At 56.1% G+C, this 16,663-nt stretch carries 13 protein-coding genes; 5 read left to right on the top strand and 8 right to left on the bottom strand.

Going from position 1 to position 16,663, the window contains the following annotated elements; translation table 11 throughout:
- Window positions 1-28 precede the first annotated feature (28 nt).
- The gene (gene greB, locus AAGR08_RS00510; RefSeq protein WP_097097636.1) at window positions 29-517 is read right to left on the bottom strand and encodes a transcription elongation factor GreB; all 489 of its coding nucleotides are present in this window, start codon (window positions 515-517) and stop codon (window positions 29-31) included.
- A gap of 190 nt (window positions 518-707) precedes the next feature.
- Here greB and AAGR08_RS00505 point away from each other — a divergent pair, with 190 nt between their 5' ends.
- On the top strand, window positions 708-3,035 hold the full coding sequence (locus tag AAGR08_RS00505) for a Tex family protein (protein ID WP_345829946.1): 2,328 nt from the start codon (window positions 708-710) through the stop codon (window positions 3,033-3,035).
- 127 nt (window positions 3,036-3,162) lie between these two features.
- Window positions 3,163-4,890: an alpha-amylase family glycosyl hydrolase gene (locus AAGR08_RS00500; protein ID WP_345827913.1), complete on the top strand. Its 1,728-nt coding sequence runs from the start codon at window positions 3,163-3,165 to the stop codon at window positions 4,888-4,890.
- Here AAGR08_RS00500 and bioH read toward each other — a convergent pair.
- Entirely contained in the window at window positions 4,829-5,602 is a 774-nt protein-coding gene (gene bioH / locus AAGR08_RS00495) for a pimeloyl-ACP methyl ester esterase BioH (protein ID WP_345827911.1), read from the bottom strand. The genes AAGR08_RS00500 and bioH overlap by 62 nt on opposite strands.
- Window positions 5,603-5,637: 35 nt before the next feature.
- Between bioH and gntX the strand changes: the two genes are divergently transcribed.
- Together gntX and nfuA are read left to right on the top strand one after the other, a co-directional pair.
- Complete coding sequence (gene gntX / locus AAGR08_RS00490) at window positions 5,638-6,315, top strand: DNA utilization protein GntX (protein WP_345827910.1); 678 nt, start codon at window positions 5,638-5,640, stop codon at window positions 6,313-6,315.
- Window positions 6,316-6,373: 58 nt separating this feature from the next.
- Window positions 6,374-6,949, top strand: a complete 576-nt coding sequence (gene nfuA / locus AAGR08_RS00485) for a Fe-S biogenesis protein NfuA (RefSeq protein WP_007892316.1) — start codon at window positions 6,374-6,376, stop codon at window positions 6,947-6,949.
- Window positions 6,950-6,987: 38 nt separating this feature from the next.
- Here the strand turns inward: nfuA and malQ are convergent, their stop codons facing one another.
- The 5 genes from malQ to glpE all read right to left on the bottom strand — a co-directional run bounded on the left by malQ (window position 6,988) and on the right by glpE (window position 13,707).
- Complete coding sequence (malQ, locus tag AAGR08_RS00480) at window positions 6,988-9,045, bottom strand: 4-alpha-glucanotransferase (protein ID WP_345827906.1); 2,058 nt, start codon at window positions 9,043-9,045, stop codon at window positions 6,988-6,990.
- 82 nt (window positions 9,046-9,127) lie between these two features.
- Window positions 9,128-11,533 (bottom strand): maltodextrin phosphorylase, encoded by a 2,406-nt coding sequence (gene malP / locus AAGR08_RS00475; protein WP_345827904.1) that lies wholly within the window; start codon window positions 11,531-11,533, stop codon window positions 9,128-9,130.
- Window positions 11,534-11,716: 183 nt separating this feature from the next.
- Window positions 11,717-12,475: a DeoR/GlpR family transcriptional regulator gene (locus tag AAGR08_RS00470; RefSeq protein WP_008107931.1), complete on the bottom strand. Its 759-nt coding sequence runs from the start codon at window positions 12,473-12,475 to the stop codon at window positions 11,717-11,719.
- 42 nt (window positions 12,476-12,517) lie between these two features.
- Entirely contained in the window at window positions 12,518-13,342 is an 825-nt protein-coding gene (gene glpG / locus AAGR08_RS00465) for a rhomboid family intramembrane serine protease GlpG (RefSeq protein WP_345829944.1), read from the bottom strand.
- A 38-nt stretch (window positions 13,343-13,380) separates the two neighbouring features.
- Window positions 13,381-13,707 (bottom strand): thiosulfate sulfurtransferase GlpE, encoded by a 327-nt coding sequence (glpE, locus tag AAGR08_RS00460; RefSeq protein ID WP_097095771.1) that lies wholly within the window; start codon window positions 13,705-13,707, stop codon window positions 13,381-13,383.
- 360 nt (window positions 13,708-14,067) lie between these two features.
- Here glpE and glpD point away from each other — a divergent pair, with 360 nt between their 5' ends.
- Window positions 14,068-15,576 carry a glycerol-3-phosphate dehydrogenase gene (gene glpD / locus AAGR08_RS00455; protein ID WP_097095770.1) on the top strand — a complete coding sequence of 503 codons (1,509 nt, stop codon included), beginning with the start codon at window positions 14,068-14,070 and terminating at the stop codon, window positions 15,574-15,576.
- A 133-nt stretch (window positions 15,577-15,709) separates the two neighbouring features.
- Here the strand turns inward: glpD and iolE are convergent, their stop codons facing one another.
- Window positions 15,710-16,606: a myo-inosose-2 dehydratase gene (iolE, locus tag AAGR08_RS00450; RefSeq protein WP_097095768.1), complete on the bottom strand. Its 897-nt coding sequence runs from the start codon at window positions 16,604-16,606 to the stop codon at window positions 15,710-15,712.
- Between the last annotated feature and the right edge of the window lie 57 nt (window positions 16,607-16,663).

Genomic DNA, 16,663 nt, shown 5'->3' with positions numbered 1-16,663 from the left:
GCCATTCATGGCGACCAGCGCCCTATCTTTAAGGCGCATCCTTCACATAATCAATGCTGTTCACAAACCACAGCTTCTGCCCTTCCGGCGTATTCACCAGCACTTCATCATCCACTTCTTTCTTGATGAGCGCGCGCGCCATGGGCGAATCGATCGAGATGTACTCTTTCATCGTCTCGCCGTAAATCTCATCCGGCCCGACAATGCGGAAACGTTTCACATCGCCCTGCTCGTTCTCCACCTGCACCCAGGCACCAAAAAACACTTTGCCTTCCTGCTGCGGCGCGTAATCGACGATTTTCAGATCGGCGAGACATTTACGCAGGTAGCGTACCCGGCGATCGATCTGGCGCAGCAGACGCTTGTTGTAGGTGTAATCGGCGTTTTCTGAGCGATCGCCCAGGCTAGCCGCCCAGGAGACAATTTTGGTAATTTCGGGACGCTTTTCGTTCCACAAATGGTCGTGTTCTGCGCGCAGCTTGTTATAGCCTTCGCGGGTAATCAGTTGGGTTTTCATGACGTCAACGCGTTTATTCACAGCAAAGAGGCTAACAATAAGCGACAGCGTCGCCACCATCAAGACGCAGGCCAGGATGTGCGCGCTGCATTCAGAAAAAGACGGATTCACCGGCCTGCGGCTGGCAATTTTCGCCCTCAGCCCGTATAACTGTCCCCTATTTTCTAACCCTGTTTAAGCATTGTTAATGATGATGAAAGATTCACTGAGCCAGATTATCGCAAGTGAGCTGAAGGCACGCGCCGACCAGGTTGATGCCGCCGTACGCTTACTTGATGAAGGGAACACCGTGCCGTTTATCGCACGTTATCGTAAGGAAGTAACCGGCGGGCTGGACGACACCCAGCTGCGTCAGCTGGAGAGCCGCCTTGGTTACCTGCGCGAATTAGACGATCGCCGCCAGTCGATTCTGAAATCTATCGACGAACAGGGCAAACTCACGCCTGAACTTGCCACCGCCATCAACGGCACGCTCAATAAAACCGAGCTGGAAGATCTTTACCTGCCGTATAAGCAGAAGCGTCGCACGCGTGGACAGATCGCCATTGAAGCCGGGCTTGAGCCGCTGGCGGAAACGCTGTGGCAGGATGCGTCGCAGGCTCCCGAGCAGCTGGCCGCTGGCTACGTTGACGCCGACAAAGGCGTCGCCGACGTGCGCGCCGCGCTCGATGGCGCACGCTACATCCTGATGGAACGCTTTGCGGAAGACGCCACGCTGCTGGCGAAAGTGCGTGACTATCTGTGGAAAAATGCGCATGTAGTATCACGCGTGGTGGAAGGCAAAGAGGAGGAAGGCGCGAAATTCCGCGACTACTTCGATCACCACGAAGCGCTGAGCGGCGTGCCGTCGCACCGCGCGCTGGCCATGTTCCGCGGACGCAATGAAGGCGTGCTGCAACTGTCGCTGAATGCCGATCCACAATTCGAAGAAGCCCCGCGTGAAAGCTATGGCGAAACGCTGATTGCCGAACACCTCAACCTGCGCCTGAATAACGCCCCGGTAGACAGCTGGCGCAAAGCGGTGGTGAGCTGGACGTGGCGCATCAAAGTGCTGTTGCACCTCGAAACCGAATTGATGGGCACCCTTCGTGAGCGCGCTGAAGATGAAGCCATCAACGTATTTGCGCGTAACCTGCACGATTTGCTGATGGCCGCACCGGCGGGCATGCGCGCCACCATGGGCCTTGATCCGGGCTTGCGTACCGGTGTTAAAGTCGCGGTGGTGGATGCCACCGGTAAGCTGGTCGCCACCGACACCATTTATCCGCACACCGGCCAGGCAGCGAAAGCCGCCACGGCCGTTGCGGCGCTGTGCACCAAGCATCAGGTTGAACTGGTGGCAATTGGTAACGGCACCGCTTCACGCGAAACCGAACGCTTCTTCCTTGACGTGCAAAAACAGTTCCCGCAGATCAAAGCGCAAAAAGTGATCGTCAGCGAAGCTGGCGCATCGGTTTACTCCGCGTCGGAATTGGCCGCGCTGGAGTTCCCGGATCTCGACGTCTCGATTCGTGGCGCGGTTTCCATTGCACGCCGCCTGCAGGATCCGCTTGCTGAACTGGTGAAAATCGATCCGAAATCCATCGGTGTGGGCCAATATCAGCATGACGTCAGCCAAAGCCAGCTGGCGAAGAAGCTGGACGCGGTGGTGGAAGACTGCGTAAACGCCGTGGGCGTCGATCTCAACACCGCCTCTGTGGCGCTGCTGACGCGCGTAGCAGGCTTAACCCGCATGATGGCGCAGAATATTGTCAGCTGGCGCGATGAGAACGGTCGCTTCCAGAATCGTCAGCAGCTGTTGAAAGTGAGCCGTTTGGGTCCGAAAGCCTTTGAGCAGTGCGCCGGCTTCCTGCGCATCAACCATGGCGATAACCCGCTGGATGCTTCAACGGTGCACCCGGAAGCTTATCCGCTGGTCGAGCGCATTCTGGCCGCCACCGAACAGGCGCTAAATGAATTGATGGGCAATCCAGGCAGCCTGCGCGATCTTAACGCACGCGAATTCACCGATGAGCGCTTCGGCTTGCCGACCGTGACGGACATCATCAAAGAGCTGGAAAAACCGGGTCGCGATCCGCGCCCTGAATTTAAAACCGCGCAGTTTGCGGAAGGCGTGGAAACGCTCAACGATCTGTTGCCTGGCATGGTACTGGAAGGCGCGGTGACCAACGTTACCAACTTTGGCGCATTCGTCGATATCGGCGTGCATCAGGATGGTTTGGTGCACATCTCTTCCCTCTCCGACAAGTTCGTCGAGGATCCGCACCAGGTGGTGAAAGCCGGTGACATCGTCAAAGTGAAGGTGATGGAAGTGGATATGCAGCGTAAACGTATCGCGCTGACCATGCGTCTGGATGAGCAACCCGGTGAAAGCAATGCGCGTGGCAACCGCAGCGCAGGCAAAGAAACCGCGCGCCCAGCGGCTACCAACAAAGGCCGTGGCAAACCAGCTAGCTCGTCCGCAGGCAATAGCGCGATGGGCGATGCGCTGGCCGCAGCCTTCGGTAAAAAACGTTAAGTTCCTGCCCTAAAAACGCGCGGAGATAACGCGATCTCCGCGCGCATAAGCCTTGATAAATCTCCTCGCCCAACTACGCTAAAAATTCTGTGAGAAAAAATGACCTCCCGCGTGGCCCAGCGATTCAATGGACATTATCAACGCCTTACTCGATGACATTTACCAGGGCAGCTTTCCTGTCGCAGCGCGCGAGCGTCTGCTTTCGCATATTCGTGCCGCGCGCGATACGGTAAAACTGCCGCGCAAGCCGCACTGGGATGAGAAAGATGTGGTGCTGATCAGCTACGCCGATCAGTTCCGCGAACCGGAGCAACCGACGCTCGCCAGCTTCTCACGCTTTTATCAGCAGCATTTGCAATCCACCTTTAGTTTGGTGCATCTGCTGCCGTTCTTCCCCTATTCATCAGATGATGGCTTCTCAGTTATCGACTATCACCAGGTCAATTCGATCTGCGGCGACTGGCAACACATCAGCGCGCTGCACAGCGAAACTCGCCTGATGTTCGATTTTGTCTGCAATCACATGTCGGCGCACAGCCTGTGGTTTCGCCACTTCCTCGCGCAGGATCCCGGCTGGGATGATTTCTTTATCAGCATGCCGCCCGCTAGCGATCTTAGCGCCGTCACGCGCCCGCGCACTTCACCCTTGTTAACGCCGTTTGAGATGGCCAACGGCGAGACGCGCTACATCTGGACCACCTTCAGCGCCGATCAAATCGACCTCAACTTCGCCAACCCGGAAGTGTTAATTCGCATGGTCGACGTGCTGCTCGATTACCTGATCAAAGGCGCGGATTATGTGCGGCTCGACGCCGTTGGCTACATGTGGAAAACGCCTGGCACTACCTGCATTCACCTGCCGAAAACGCATCAGCTGGTGAAGCTATTTCGCGCTATCGCTAATGAAGTGGCGCCCGGCACGGTGATCGTCACCGAAACCAACGTGCCGCACAAAGACAACATCAGCTATTTCGGCAACGGCAAAGATGAAGCGCAAATGGTGTATCAGTTTTCGCTGCCGCCGCTGGTGCTGCATGCCATTCACTCGGGATCGGCGCGTGCGCTGCGTCAGTGGGCCAACACGCTGGATTTAGGCGGCGGCACCACCACCTTCTTTAACTTTCTCGCCTCGCACGACGGCATTGGGCTGAATCCCGCGCGCGGCATTTTGTCGGAAGTGGAGATTGTGGCGCTGGTACGCGATTTGGCGTTAGAGGGCGCGCTGGTCTCTTATAAAAATAACGCCGACGGCACCACCAGTCCTTACGAAATTAACGTCACCTATTTCGATGCTCTCAATCAACAGAACGACGACGACGATACGCGCCTGCGCCGTTTCCTGCTGGCACATGCCATTCTGCTGTCATTTCCCGGCGTACCGGCGATATACATTCAAAGCATTCTTGGCTCACGTAACGATAACGAAGGCGTGCGGGCCGCCGGTCACAACCGCGCCATCAACCGTGAGAAGTACAGCCTGCGCGACATGGAAGCGTGGATTAGCGGCGGCAATCCGCTGCGCCAGCAGGTATTTGAACGCCTCAGCGCGCTGATTCAGCTGCGCACGCGGCAGCCGGCGTTTCATCCCGATAATCCGATGACGCTGCTGGAGAGCGAGAATACCTTGCTGGTGTTGCGTCGCCATAAACCCGATAGCGACGGCTTACTGTGCGTGTTTAACCTCAGCAACCATGACGTAACCACACAGCTGCCGCTGGCACGACAGGTGCAGGATCTCATTAGCGGGGAGAAGCTGGATGGCAGCCAGTCAATAACGCTGGCTGCGTGGCAGTTTATGTGGCTGCGCGGACAAAATTCAGCATCTGCTGACAGAAAGCATCCGGATGGGAGATAAAAGGCGCATGCGCCGCTTTTTCCATTACCACCGATGAAGAAGATGGCCAGCGTGTATCCAGTTGCTGTGCGATACCACGCGGCACCAGCCCATCGAGATAACCGTAAATACGCAGAAACGGCAGGTTAAGATCGTCGAGCGCAGCACGCAGATCGTCCTGACGCAGAATCTCCAGTCCGCCCGCTAATACTTCTACCGATGGCATGGGTTGCGAAAGCACCACCTCTTTCAGCTGACGCGCATCCTGCCGCGCATGTTCGGTGCCCATGGTTTGCAGTGCCAGAAAGCGCTCCACGGTGCGCTGGAAATCCGTGCTCAGCTGCTGCTGGAAATTCTGTAGCGTCTCGGGCTTGATGCCCGGCCACGCATCACGTGCGGTAAAGCACGGCGACGATGCCACGCTAATCAGTGCTGTAACACGATCGGGGTGGGTTAAGGCCAGCTGACTGGCGACTAATCCGCCCAGCGACCAGCCCATCAGCACCGCACGCTGCGGTAATTGTGGCAGTAGCTGTTGCGCCATTTCCGCTAAGGTCAGCGCTCCAAATCCCTGGCTGCGGCCAAAGCCCGGCAGATCCACCAGGTGCAGGCGAAATTGCGAGCTGAGTCGTGGAACTATGTTTTGCCACACTTCGGCGTTCAAACCCCAGCCGTGCAGCAGCACAAGATCGCAATCGCCCGTGCCTGTGGTGTGCCAGTAAAGCGAACTCATCGGTTACACTCCGGAAAAGTGAAAAGGAGGTCGCTATGCTACCAATGCCGGTACTCTGTTGGCTATGCCGCTTGCCGCTGCGCATCGCCAGCCACGGATTATGCAGCCGCTGTGTGCAACAGATTCCGCGTCTGCCTGCACTCTGCCCACGCTGTGGATTACCGGCCACTGGCATGCAAGCATGCGGCCGTTGCCTTCGTCATCCACCGCCATGGCAAAGCCTGAGCTGCGTGAGCGATTACCTGCCGCCGCTAAGCGATTGGGTACACCAGCTGAAGTTTTCTCGCATAACCGCACTCAGGGTGATGCTGGCGCGGCTGATTTTGTTAAAATTGTTAACAATGCGTCGTGATAACCGGCTTCCGCGGGTAGATTTGGTGTTGAGCGTACCGCTGCATCGTCGTCGTGCCTGGCAACGCGGTTATAATCAGGCCGCGCTGCTGGCAAAACCGCTGGCGCGCTGGTTGAACTGTGAATATCGCGAAGGCATACGACGTCTACGCCACGGTGCGGTGCAGCACTCATTGAGCGCCAGCGCACGTAAAAAGAACCTGCGCGGCGCCTTTTGTCTTGAAATGCCGGTGCGCGGGCGCCATATCCTGCTTATCGACGATGTTGTGACGACCGGAAGTACCGTAGCGGAAATTAGCCGTATCCTGCTGGCGCACGGCGCGGCCAGCGTACACATTGGTTGCCTGTGCCGTACCTTGTAGAGCGTCGGTGTTGGGCGTATTATAACCAAGTAATTTAGTCAACTATTGAGCAATCGCCATGATCGTTATTACTGATGCTGCGCAAGAGCACTTCTCAAAATTGCTGTCCAAACAAGAAGATGGCACGCAGATTCGCGTATTCGTCATTAATCCGGGTACGCCAACCGCAGAATGCGGTGTTTCTTACTGCCCACCCGATGCAGTAGAAGCTTCCGATACGGAATTTAAGTTCGAAAAACTGTCCGCCTTTGTGGATGAACTGAGCGCGCCATACCTTGATGACGCTGAAATCGACTTTGTCACCGATAATCTCGGCTCTCAGCTAACGCTGAAAGCACCGAACGCCAAAATGCGTAAAGTCTCTGACGATGCGCCAATGGTGGAGCGCGTGGAATATCTGCTGCAAGCGCAGATTAACCCGCAGCTGGCAGGCCACGGCGGTCGCGTATCGCTGATGGAAATCACCGATGACGGCATCGCCATTCTGCAATTTGGCGGCGGCTGTAACGGTTGTTCGATGATCGACGTCACTCTGAAAGATGGCATCGAGAAAGAGCTGCTGGCAGCCTTCCCTGAGCTGAAAGGCGTACGCGATTTAACCGAGCACCAACGCGGTGAGCACTCGTACTACTGATTTAGCACGCGGCAGCAACCCGATGCTGCCGCGCGTTTTTACTCCGCTTTCCGCCCTTCATTTACGACTTTTAATACCTTCTGCACCTCAAGCGTAAACATCGTTTCCAGCGTGGCATTCAACTTGCGACGCCAATTAGGATATTCATTAACTGTGCCCGGTACATTGACCGGCGAAGACATGCCGAGCCAATCTTCCGGCTGCAACCCAAGTAGTGCGCTATGGGTGCACGCCAAATAACGGTGAAACGCCAACGTCAGCGCAGGAGATAAAGCCAAACCATCAGCTCGCTTGCCGCTGCGTGCAGGCAGCGACCCAGCCTGATGCAGTGCATCCAGCAGCGCTTGCTTTTGCTTCACCCGCTGTTGCTGGAGAGATTGCAGCACGCCGTCGCCAGCATAGATACCCAGCTTGTCACCCAGCGTTAAATCATCTGCATGCCAGAACCCGCCTAACGTTGGTAAATCATGCGTACTGGCGCTGGCAATCGACTGACGTGGATACTCCTGCGGCTGGCGATAGCTGCCATCACCGTGCTGCTCGAAGAACAACACTTTCCAGGAAAAAATGCCGCTGTTGCGCAGCAGGCTGACGATCTCTTGCGGTACTGTGCCAAGATCTTCGCCGATCACCATGCAGCGATGGCGCTGACTCTCCAGCGCGAGGATCGCCAGCAGATCGTGCACCGGATACGCCACATAAGCCCCCTTATCGGCACTTTCACCGTAGGGAATCCACCACAATCGCAGCAGCGCCATGACGTGATCGATACGCAATGCGCCGCAGTCGCGCATATTGGCGCGCAGCAGGTCGATAAATGGCTGATAACCGCGCGCGCGCATCACATGCGGATCGAGCGGCGGTAAACACCAGTTTTGCCCCTGCGGTCCGAGGCGATCCGGCGGTGCGCCCACCGATGCGCCAAGCTTGTAGAGTTCCGGATCTTGCCAGGTTTCTGCGCTGCCCTGCGCCACGCCGACCGCTAAATCACGGTACAAACCTACCGCCATGCCGAGCTGCTGGCTGCGCTGCCAGCAGGCAGCGAACTGCTGCTGCGCCAGCCATTGTAGCCAGCTCCAGAACTGGATCTCCGCTTCATGCTCAGCACACCACTGCTGAACCTCAGGCAACAACGCATTGCGCCAGCCTTCCGGCCAGTTTGCCCATCCCCATTCATCGGGGTGCTGCTGGCTGCGCTCGGCGAGAATGCCATCAAAGGCGGCCTGATAGCGTAAATGCCCGGCACCCTCAAGGATAAACTGCTGGAAATCGGCGTCGTCTGCTGCGCGTGGCTGATAGTTTTGCCAGGCAAAACGCAGCGCGGCTAATTTCAGCTCGGCGACCGCGCTGTAATCAACAAACTCGCTGGCGCGCGCGCGCTCGAGTGCTTTGCGCGTTTTGGCACTTTTCCACCAGCGCTGGCCCTCTTTGCTGTGTTGGAAATCCTCCAGCTGATTGATGTCGATATACAACACGTTAAGCCAGCGCCGCGAGGTTGGACTGTACGGGCTGGCATGTTCCGGCAGTGACGGATAGAGCGCGTGCAGCGGATTGAGGCCAACAAAATCGCCACCGTGTGCAGCAATCTGTTCCAGCATCAACTTCAAATCACCGAAATCGCCAATGCCCCAATTATTTTCTGAACGCAGCGTATAGAGCTGCACCAGCGCGCCCCAGCGTTTTTCGCCCTGCTCGAGCGGTTCGGGCAGATAGCAGCGCCGCGGCGCAATGATGATGCGCGTTTGCCACTGCTGGCGGCCTTTATGCAGAGTCAGCTGATGATAGCCCTGCGGCAGGCGCGGCGGCAGCGTGAGCACTTCGCCGCCCTGCACATCTCCGCTGAACTGTTTGCCCTGCTCGGTTTCAAGCTGCCAGGAAAACGCCCCGCGGCCCTGCGGCGTGAGTTGACGTTTGGCGCGGGCGGCAAACACCTGCACCGGCGGCAGCGGTGGCGCTTTGCCGCTGGGCGTTTCCATTACCGCCAGCAGCGCGCGTTTGGTGGTATCGCTGATGGTTTCAGGCTCGCCATGCGCGTTGATAAAGCGCAGCGCAATGCCTGCATCCTGTGCCGCCTGATCCAACTTATTGAGCGTCATCCTTTCTCCTTCAACAAGGTGCGCATAAATGCGCACCCTACGGAATTGGTAGGGTCGCCATTCATGGCGACCGGAATATCGATTATCTTGCCGCCTGCCAAATCAACTGCTGGTAATCACGTATTGAGCGGTCAGAACTAAAGCGGCCGGTGTGCGCGGTATTCATGATCGCCGCGCGCGTCCAGGCATCCTGATTTTTCCACAACGCTTCTACCTGCTGCTGCGCGGCAATATAGGCATCGAAATCAGCCAGCACCAGCCAGGGATCGCCGTCCTTCGTCAGGCTCTGCAACATCAGGTCAAATGCGTGCTTATCGCCCTCGCTGAACTTGCCCTTCTCCAGCTCTTTCAGCAAACCATCCAGATAAGGATTCTGTTTACGCAGCTTTTTCGGGCTGTAGCCTCCCGCCTTTAGCGCCTTCACTTCCTCCACGCTATTGCCGAAGATGAAGATATTCTTCTCGCCCACCGCTTGCGCAATCTCCACATTGGCACCGTCCAGCGTGCCAATAGTCAGCGCACCGTTGAGCGCCAGCTTCATATTGCCGGTGCCGGAAGCCTCGTAACCGGCAGTAGAAATTTGCTCAGAGAGATCGGCAGCTGGAATGATCAACTCCGCCGCGGTAATGCGGTAATCCGGAATAAACACCACTTTCAGACGATCGCCAACGCACGGATCGTTGTTGATCACCTGCGCCACGTGGTTAATGGCATAAATGATATTTTTGGCGAGGTAATAGCCGGGCGCCGCTTTGGCACCAAAGATAAACACGCGCGGCACGAAATCGGGGTTATCGGGATGATCTCGCAGCTGGCGATAGCAGTGCAGCATATGCAGCAAACTGAGGTGCTGGCGTTTGTACTCATGAAGCCGCTTGATCTGCACATCGAACAGCGCTTCCGGATTGATATCAATGCCCGTAACACGTTTGATATACACCGTTAGGCGCAGCTTGTTCTGCTGCTTAATGGTGCGGAACTGCTGGCGAAACGCTTTCTTTTTGGCAAACGGTGCGAGCCATGCCAGCGCATCAAGATCGTTCGCCCACTCCACCTGCAAGTTGTCATCAATCAGCGTCGACAATAGCGGATTACACTGCTTTAACCAGCGGCGCGGCGTAATGCCATTGGTAACGTTGTGGAATTTGTTTGGCCACAGCTGGTGATATTCCGGAAACAGATCTTTTACCACCAGCTCGGAGTGCAGCGCCGCGACGCCGTTCACCGCGAAGCAGCTCACCACGCACAAATTCGCCATGCGCACCTGACCTTCCGCCACCACCGCCAGCTTGTGCCACATCGCTTTATCATCCGGCCACTGCTTCTTCACCCTTTTCTTCAGGCGGCGATTAATCTCTTTGATAATTAACATATGGCGCGGCAGCACGTCGCGCACCAATCGCTCATCCCAGCGCTCCAGCGCTTCGGGCATCAATGTGTGATTGGTATAGGCAAAAGTACGGCTGGTGATATGCCAGGCATCATCCCAGCTCAGTTGATGTTCATCCAGCAATACGCGCAGCATCTCTGGAATAGCGATAGTCGGATGCGTGTCGTTCAGCTGAATCACTTCAAAATCGGGCAAGCTGCGGATGGCACGCCCGGCGAGATGGTGGCGGCGCAGGATATCGCCCACCGCACAGGCGCACTGAAAATATTGCTGCATTAAACGCAGGCGTTTACCTTCCGCATGATTATCATTGGGATAGAGCACCTTGGTCAGCTTATCGGCCTCAATGCCTTGCTGCTCGGCCTGCAGGAATTGGCCGTTATTGAATAGCGTGAGATCGAACGGCTGCGCACTACTGGCTTTCCACAATCGCAGCGGCAGCGTAATGCCGTTACGATAGCCCACCACCGGCAGATCCCAGGCTTCTCCTTTCAGCAGGATGTTAGGTCGCCAAATAATGCTGCCGTCGTGGTTTTCTTTCACCTTCCCGCCGATACCGACCTGTACATCCAGCGCGGCGTTATAACGGAACCACGGATAGCGATCACGCTGCCAGTCGTCCGGTGCCTCTCGTTGCTGGCCATCTTCGAAGGTTTGGCGAAACAAACCATATTGATAGTTGAGGCCGTGGCCCATCGCAGCCTGGCCGACGGTGGCCATCGAATCCATATAGCAGGCGGCTAAGCGCCCCAATCCGCCGTTGCCGAGCGCGGGGTCGATCTCCTCTTCCAGCAGCTCGCTCAGTTCAATGTGATGCTCCGCCAGCGCGGCCTGCACGTCGTTGTACCAGCCAAGATTGAGCAAGTTGTTGCCCGTCAGGCGACCAATCAAAAACTCCATCGACAAATAATTGACGTGGCGTTGTCCTTGCTTTGGCGGCGCGGGCGGCTGCGTGGCCAGCATTTCCGCCAGCACGCTGCTCAGCGCCTGCCACCATTGGTGCGGCGTCATTTGCTGGGCGGAAGCGAGTCCAAGGTGTTGCCAATGACGAGTCAGTGCGGCGTCGAAACGTGTTTTATTGAATTTTTGCTGCGACATATCAATCCCTTCGTGTCCGTTAACGGTAAAGCCGGGGCGAGCGCAAGAGGTGAATGGATAAGTAAAGCTGCGGGGGCGGAAAAAAGCGACAGGGAAATGCGCGTGTTAAGAAAAAAAACGGTGCGCATAAATGCGCACGCTACATCGTAGGGCCGCCATTCATGGCGACCGGGTTATGCAACATCAACAAAGTTCCAGATGAACCTCGTGCTGTTCAATCACTTTCAGCACGCTAGCGGGCGGGCTTTGATCGGTATACATGTAATCAATCAGGCTCATATTACCCAGATTAACCATCGCATTACGGCCAAATTTGGAGTGATCCACCACCAGCATTACGCAGCGCGAATTCTCGATAATGGCACGTTTGGTGCGGACCTCGTGATAATCGAACTCCAGCAATGAACCGTCCATATCAATGCCGCTAATGCCGAGAATGCCGTAATCGAGGCGGAACTGTGAGATGAAGTCCAGCGTCGCTTCGCCCATGATGCCGCCGTCGCGCGTGCGCACTTCACCACCGGCGATGATTACGCGGAAATCCGGTTTCGCCATCAGCAGAATCGCCACGTTGAGGTTGTTGGTCACAACGCGCAGATTGTTGTGATTAAGCAGCGCATGCGCCACCGCTTCCGGCGTGGTGCCGATATCGATAAATAGCGTGGCGCCATCGGGAATTTGGCTCGCTACCCGCTCGGCGATGCGCGCTTTCTCCGCTGACCACATCATCTTACGATCCTGCCAGGCGGTGTTCTCGGAGCTGGACGGTAGCGCCGCTCCACCGTGATGACGCATGATTTTGTTTTGATCGGCCAGATCGTTCAGATCGCGCCGAATGGTTTGCGGGCTGACCTCAAAGTGATCCACCAGCTCTTCCGTGCTGACATATCCCTGACGCCGGACCAGATCGATAATGGCGTCATGACGTTGCGTCTGCTTCACATCTCTCTCCTCGGCTCGTAGCCGCTTTTTTTATTGCTACTGCTAACGACGCGCGATCTTGCGCGTATCAACAAAGGCCATCGCTAGACCCACCAGCAAACCGGTAACGTGCGCCGCATTGGCAATCGCCAGACCAAATGCGCCGTAAAAACCAATGACCAACCACACCACCGCGAAGCCCATCAGGCCGCGTTCCAGGTAAATGCCACTGTCGGGATCGCGCTCACCGCGCAGCCAGCAGTATCCCATCAGCGCATACACCACGCCAGATAAGCCACCAAACAGCACGCCGCTAAACTTGGCCTGCATCCAGCCGGTTAACAGCGCGGATATCAGCATAATCACAAACAGCTTGCCGCTGCCAAGGCGCTTTTCAACCGCACCGCCGAGATACCACCACCACATTAGGTTGAAGAGGATATGCAGCAGCGAGAAGTGCAGCAGCGCATGGCTGAACCAGCGCCACACCTGGAAATATTGCGACGAATCCGCCGGCCACGCCAGCCAGTCCAACGCCACATCATCGCCGACGATCTGCATCAGAATAAACACCACGATGCAGGCAATCATGATGGTCATGGTGAGCGGACCTGCGCGTTCCCGAATGTTGCCCCAGAGGTTGGTGCGCTCGTAGCGCAAACCACTTTCGGTATTGCCGCTGTGCCAGCTGGCAGCCAGATAGCGTGGATGGTTGGGATCGCGCACAAACTGCGCGAGTTCGTTTTCGACCATCTCAAGCTTACTTTCGTCATCCAACATAATGACAAAGTGGCTTTCGCGTTCAATACGTAGCGTTACGCCGCGCGTCGCCATGTAGTCGACAAACGCCTGCGCCATGCGCGGATTATTAAACTGGGTGATGCGCATCATGCGGTGCTCTCCTTCCTTATGCTTATGCGATGGGCTTACGCGTCGCCGATAGCAACCTGCGCCGGGAATGCCGCCCGCCAGGCGTCAAATCCGCCGTCAATGCTGTATGCAGCGTTAAATCCCTGGCCCAGCAGGAACTGCGCCGCGCCTTTGCTGCTATTACCGTGATAGCACATTACCAGTACCGGTAAATCCTGATTAGCTTTGGCGATAAAGTCCGCCAGGTTGTCGTTGGTGAGATGCTGCGCACCGGCGGCATGGCCCATCATAAAGCTTTGCGGATCGCGGATATCCACCAGCTGCGCACCTTGTGCCAGATGCTCTTGCGCCTGCAGGACATTAATACACTCGAAGGTTTCCATGGTGTCTCTCATTACTTCGTCACAATTAGCGGTTGATAAAATCGCCGGTGTTGGTGCCAGGTCGCCATAAATGGCGCCCCTACGACTGCTCGATGCGGAGGTTGTAGGGGCGCCATTTATGACGACCTAACCGTCTTAACTACCAAGCATTACACAATTAGCGCCTAGTTTAACCTGAGAATCGGTCGCGATAACCTGACAAGTCCTGTGGTTATGTGATTTTTTTCCTGTCGGAATGTTAGCTATATCACGCAAAAATGTTTTTATTCAGTTAACCGCTGGCATCGATGTTGGTTTCCGATTATTATTACGCTCGAAAACGAACATTTTAGAACTATTCCGAACATCGGAGGAGATGACGTGGAAACCAAAGACCTGATCGTGATCGGCGGCGGCATTAACGGAGCCGGCATTGCAGTGGACGCTGCAGGACGCGGACTGTCGGTGCTGATGCTGGAGGCGCGGGATTTGGCCTGTGCAACCTCCTCCAACAGCTCGAAGCTGATTCACGGTGGCCTGCGCTACCTTGAACACTATGAATTCCGCCTGGTAGGCGAAGCCTTAGCCGAGCGTGAAGTGCTGCTGAAGATGGCACCGCATATCGCTTTCCCAATGCGCTTCCGTCTGCCGCATCGTCCGCACCTGCGCCCGGCGTGGATGATCCGCATGGGCCTGTTCATGTATGACCGCCTGGGCAAACGTACTACGCTGCCGGGCAGTAAAAGCCTGCGTTTTGGCGCGGATTCGGCCCTCAAGCCGGAAATCACGCGCGGTTTCGAATATTCTGACTGCTGGGTCGATGATGCACGCATGGTGGTGCTCAACGCGCAGGAAGTGGAGAAACAGGGCGGCGAAGTGCGCACGCGTACCCGCGTGACCCGCGCCTGGCGCGAAGGCGGTTTGTGGATGGTGGAGGCCGAAGATATTGATAGCGGCAAAACGTACACCTGGCGCGCGAAAGGTTTAGTCAATGCCGCCGGTCCGTGGGTGAAAGAATTCTTCGACGACGGCCTGAAGCTGAAATCGCCGTACGGCATTCGCCTCATCAAGGGCAGTCACATTGTGGTGCCGCGCGTCCATCGCGAAAAGCAGGCCTATATCCTGCAAAACGAAGACAACCGTATCGTGTTTGTGATTCCGTGGATGGATGAGTTCTCCATCATCGGTACTACCGACGTGGAGTACAAAGGCGATCCGAAAAACGTGAAGATCGATGACAATGAAATCAGCTACCTGCTGAAAGTGTTTAACGGACACTTCAAGCAGCAGCTGAGCAAAGATGACATCGTCTGGACTTACTCGGGCGTGCGCCCGCTGTGCGATGATGAATCGGATTCTCCGCAGGCCATCACCCGCGACTACACGCTGGATGTGCATGACGACAATGGTCAGGCGCCGCTGCTGTCGGTGTTCGGCGGCAAGCTGACGACCTATCGCAAACTGGCGGAGCACGCGCTGGAGAAACTGACCAAGTATTACCCGAATATTGGCCCGGCCTGGACCAAAAGCGCGGTATTGCCGGGTGGTGATTTCTCCGGTACGCGTGAAGATTACGCCGCGGGCCTGCGTCGTCGCTATCCGTTTATCAGCGAAGGCATGGCGCGTCACTTTGCCCGCACTTACGGCAGCCGTACCGAAGTGCTGCTGGAAGGCGCGAAGAGCATTGATGATTTGGGTGAGAACTTTGGGCATGAGTTCTACGAAGCCGAGCTGCGATATCTGGTGAAAAACGAGTGGGTGCGCGAGCTGGATGATGCAATTTGGCGTCGTACCAAACAAGGTATGTGGCTGAGCGAAGCGGAACAGGCGCGTATTCGCGAATGGCTGGCGGTCAACGCGCAGAAACCGGCGCTGTCGTTGGCGTCATAATCCGAGCCAAATAAAAGGCCGTTATCCTGCAGAGGATCACGGCTTTTTTTTATGCCATTCAGCGCGATAAATCGCGCCGCTACAAATGCATGCACATTGCTGTAGCGCCGCAATTTATTGCGCGTCGTTAAACTTAAAGCCCCGCATTCTCACGAATATATTTACGCGCTTTCACCGCATATTCGAACGGGTTAGCCAGCGCCGGATCCTGTTCAGCTTCCACCACCATCCAGCCTTTATAGCCGTAATCATCGAGGATTTTGAACACCGGCTTGAAATCAATCACACCGTCGCCCGGCACGGTAAAGGTGCCCTTCTTCACGCCATCGAGGAACGACAACGATTTTTCGCGCACTTCCGCAACCACGCTGTCGCGCACGTCTTTAAGATGCACGTGGAAAATACGCGGCAGATATTTGGTCAGCACGTCCAGCATCGCCTGCTGGGAACCTTCGGAATAATAGATGTGGCCGGTGTCATACAGCAGGCCGACATTCTCATTCGTCGATTCCATAAAGCGATCGATTTCGGCGGGGGTCTGGATACCGGTGCCCATGTGATGGTGCAGCGTTAAGCGCATACCTTTCTGCGCGGCGATCTCGGCCAACTCGTTGTAGCCTTCCGCCGTCAATCGCCACTCTTCATCGGTGAAAATCGGCTTCTGCTCCAGCACGGCGAGCGTGGTGCCCTGAATACTTTTGCTCTGCTCAGAGCAGCCAATCACGCGCGCGCCCATCTCATACAGAAAATTCATGTGATTGGTGAATTCGTCGATGGTTTTTGCTTTGTCGCCGTTGGCAAAGAAAGTGCTGAACCACGCGTTACAAATCTGAATACCACGGATATCCAGCATTGGCTTAAGGATCGCCGGATCGCGCGGGTATTTGCTGCCCACTTCGCTACCGGTAAAGCCTGCCAGCGCCATTTCACTGACGGTTTGCTGGAAGGTGTTTTCACTGCCCAGCTCCGGCATATCGTCGTTGGTCCAACCGATTGGCGCAATCGCCAGTTTTACGTTGTCTTGGTTCATCTTCAGTTCCCTGATCCACTCAGAGGCGGCCCTTAGCCGCCGGAGATTATGCGCAAA

It is taken from the genome of Pantoea sp. BRR-3P, assembly GCF_039621635.1.
Taxonomy (GTDB): Bacteria; Pseudomonadota; Gammaproteobacteria; order Enterobacterales; family Enterobacteriaceae; genus Pantoea; species Pantoea floridensis.
Note: the sequence above shows the minus strand (reverse complement) of the source record. Positions and strands in the feature narration are given on the sequence as shown.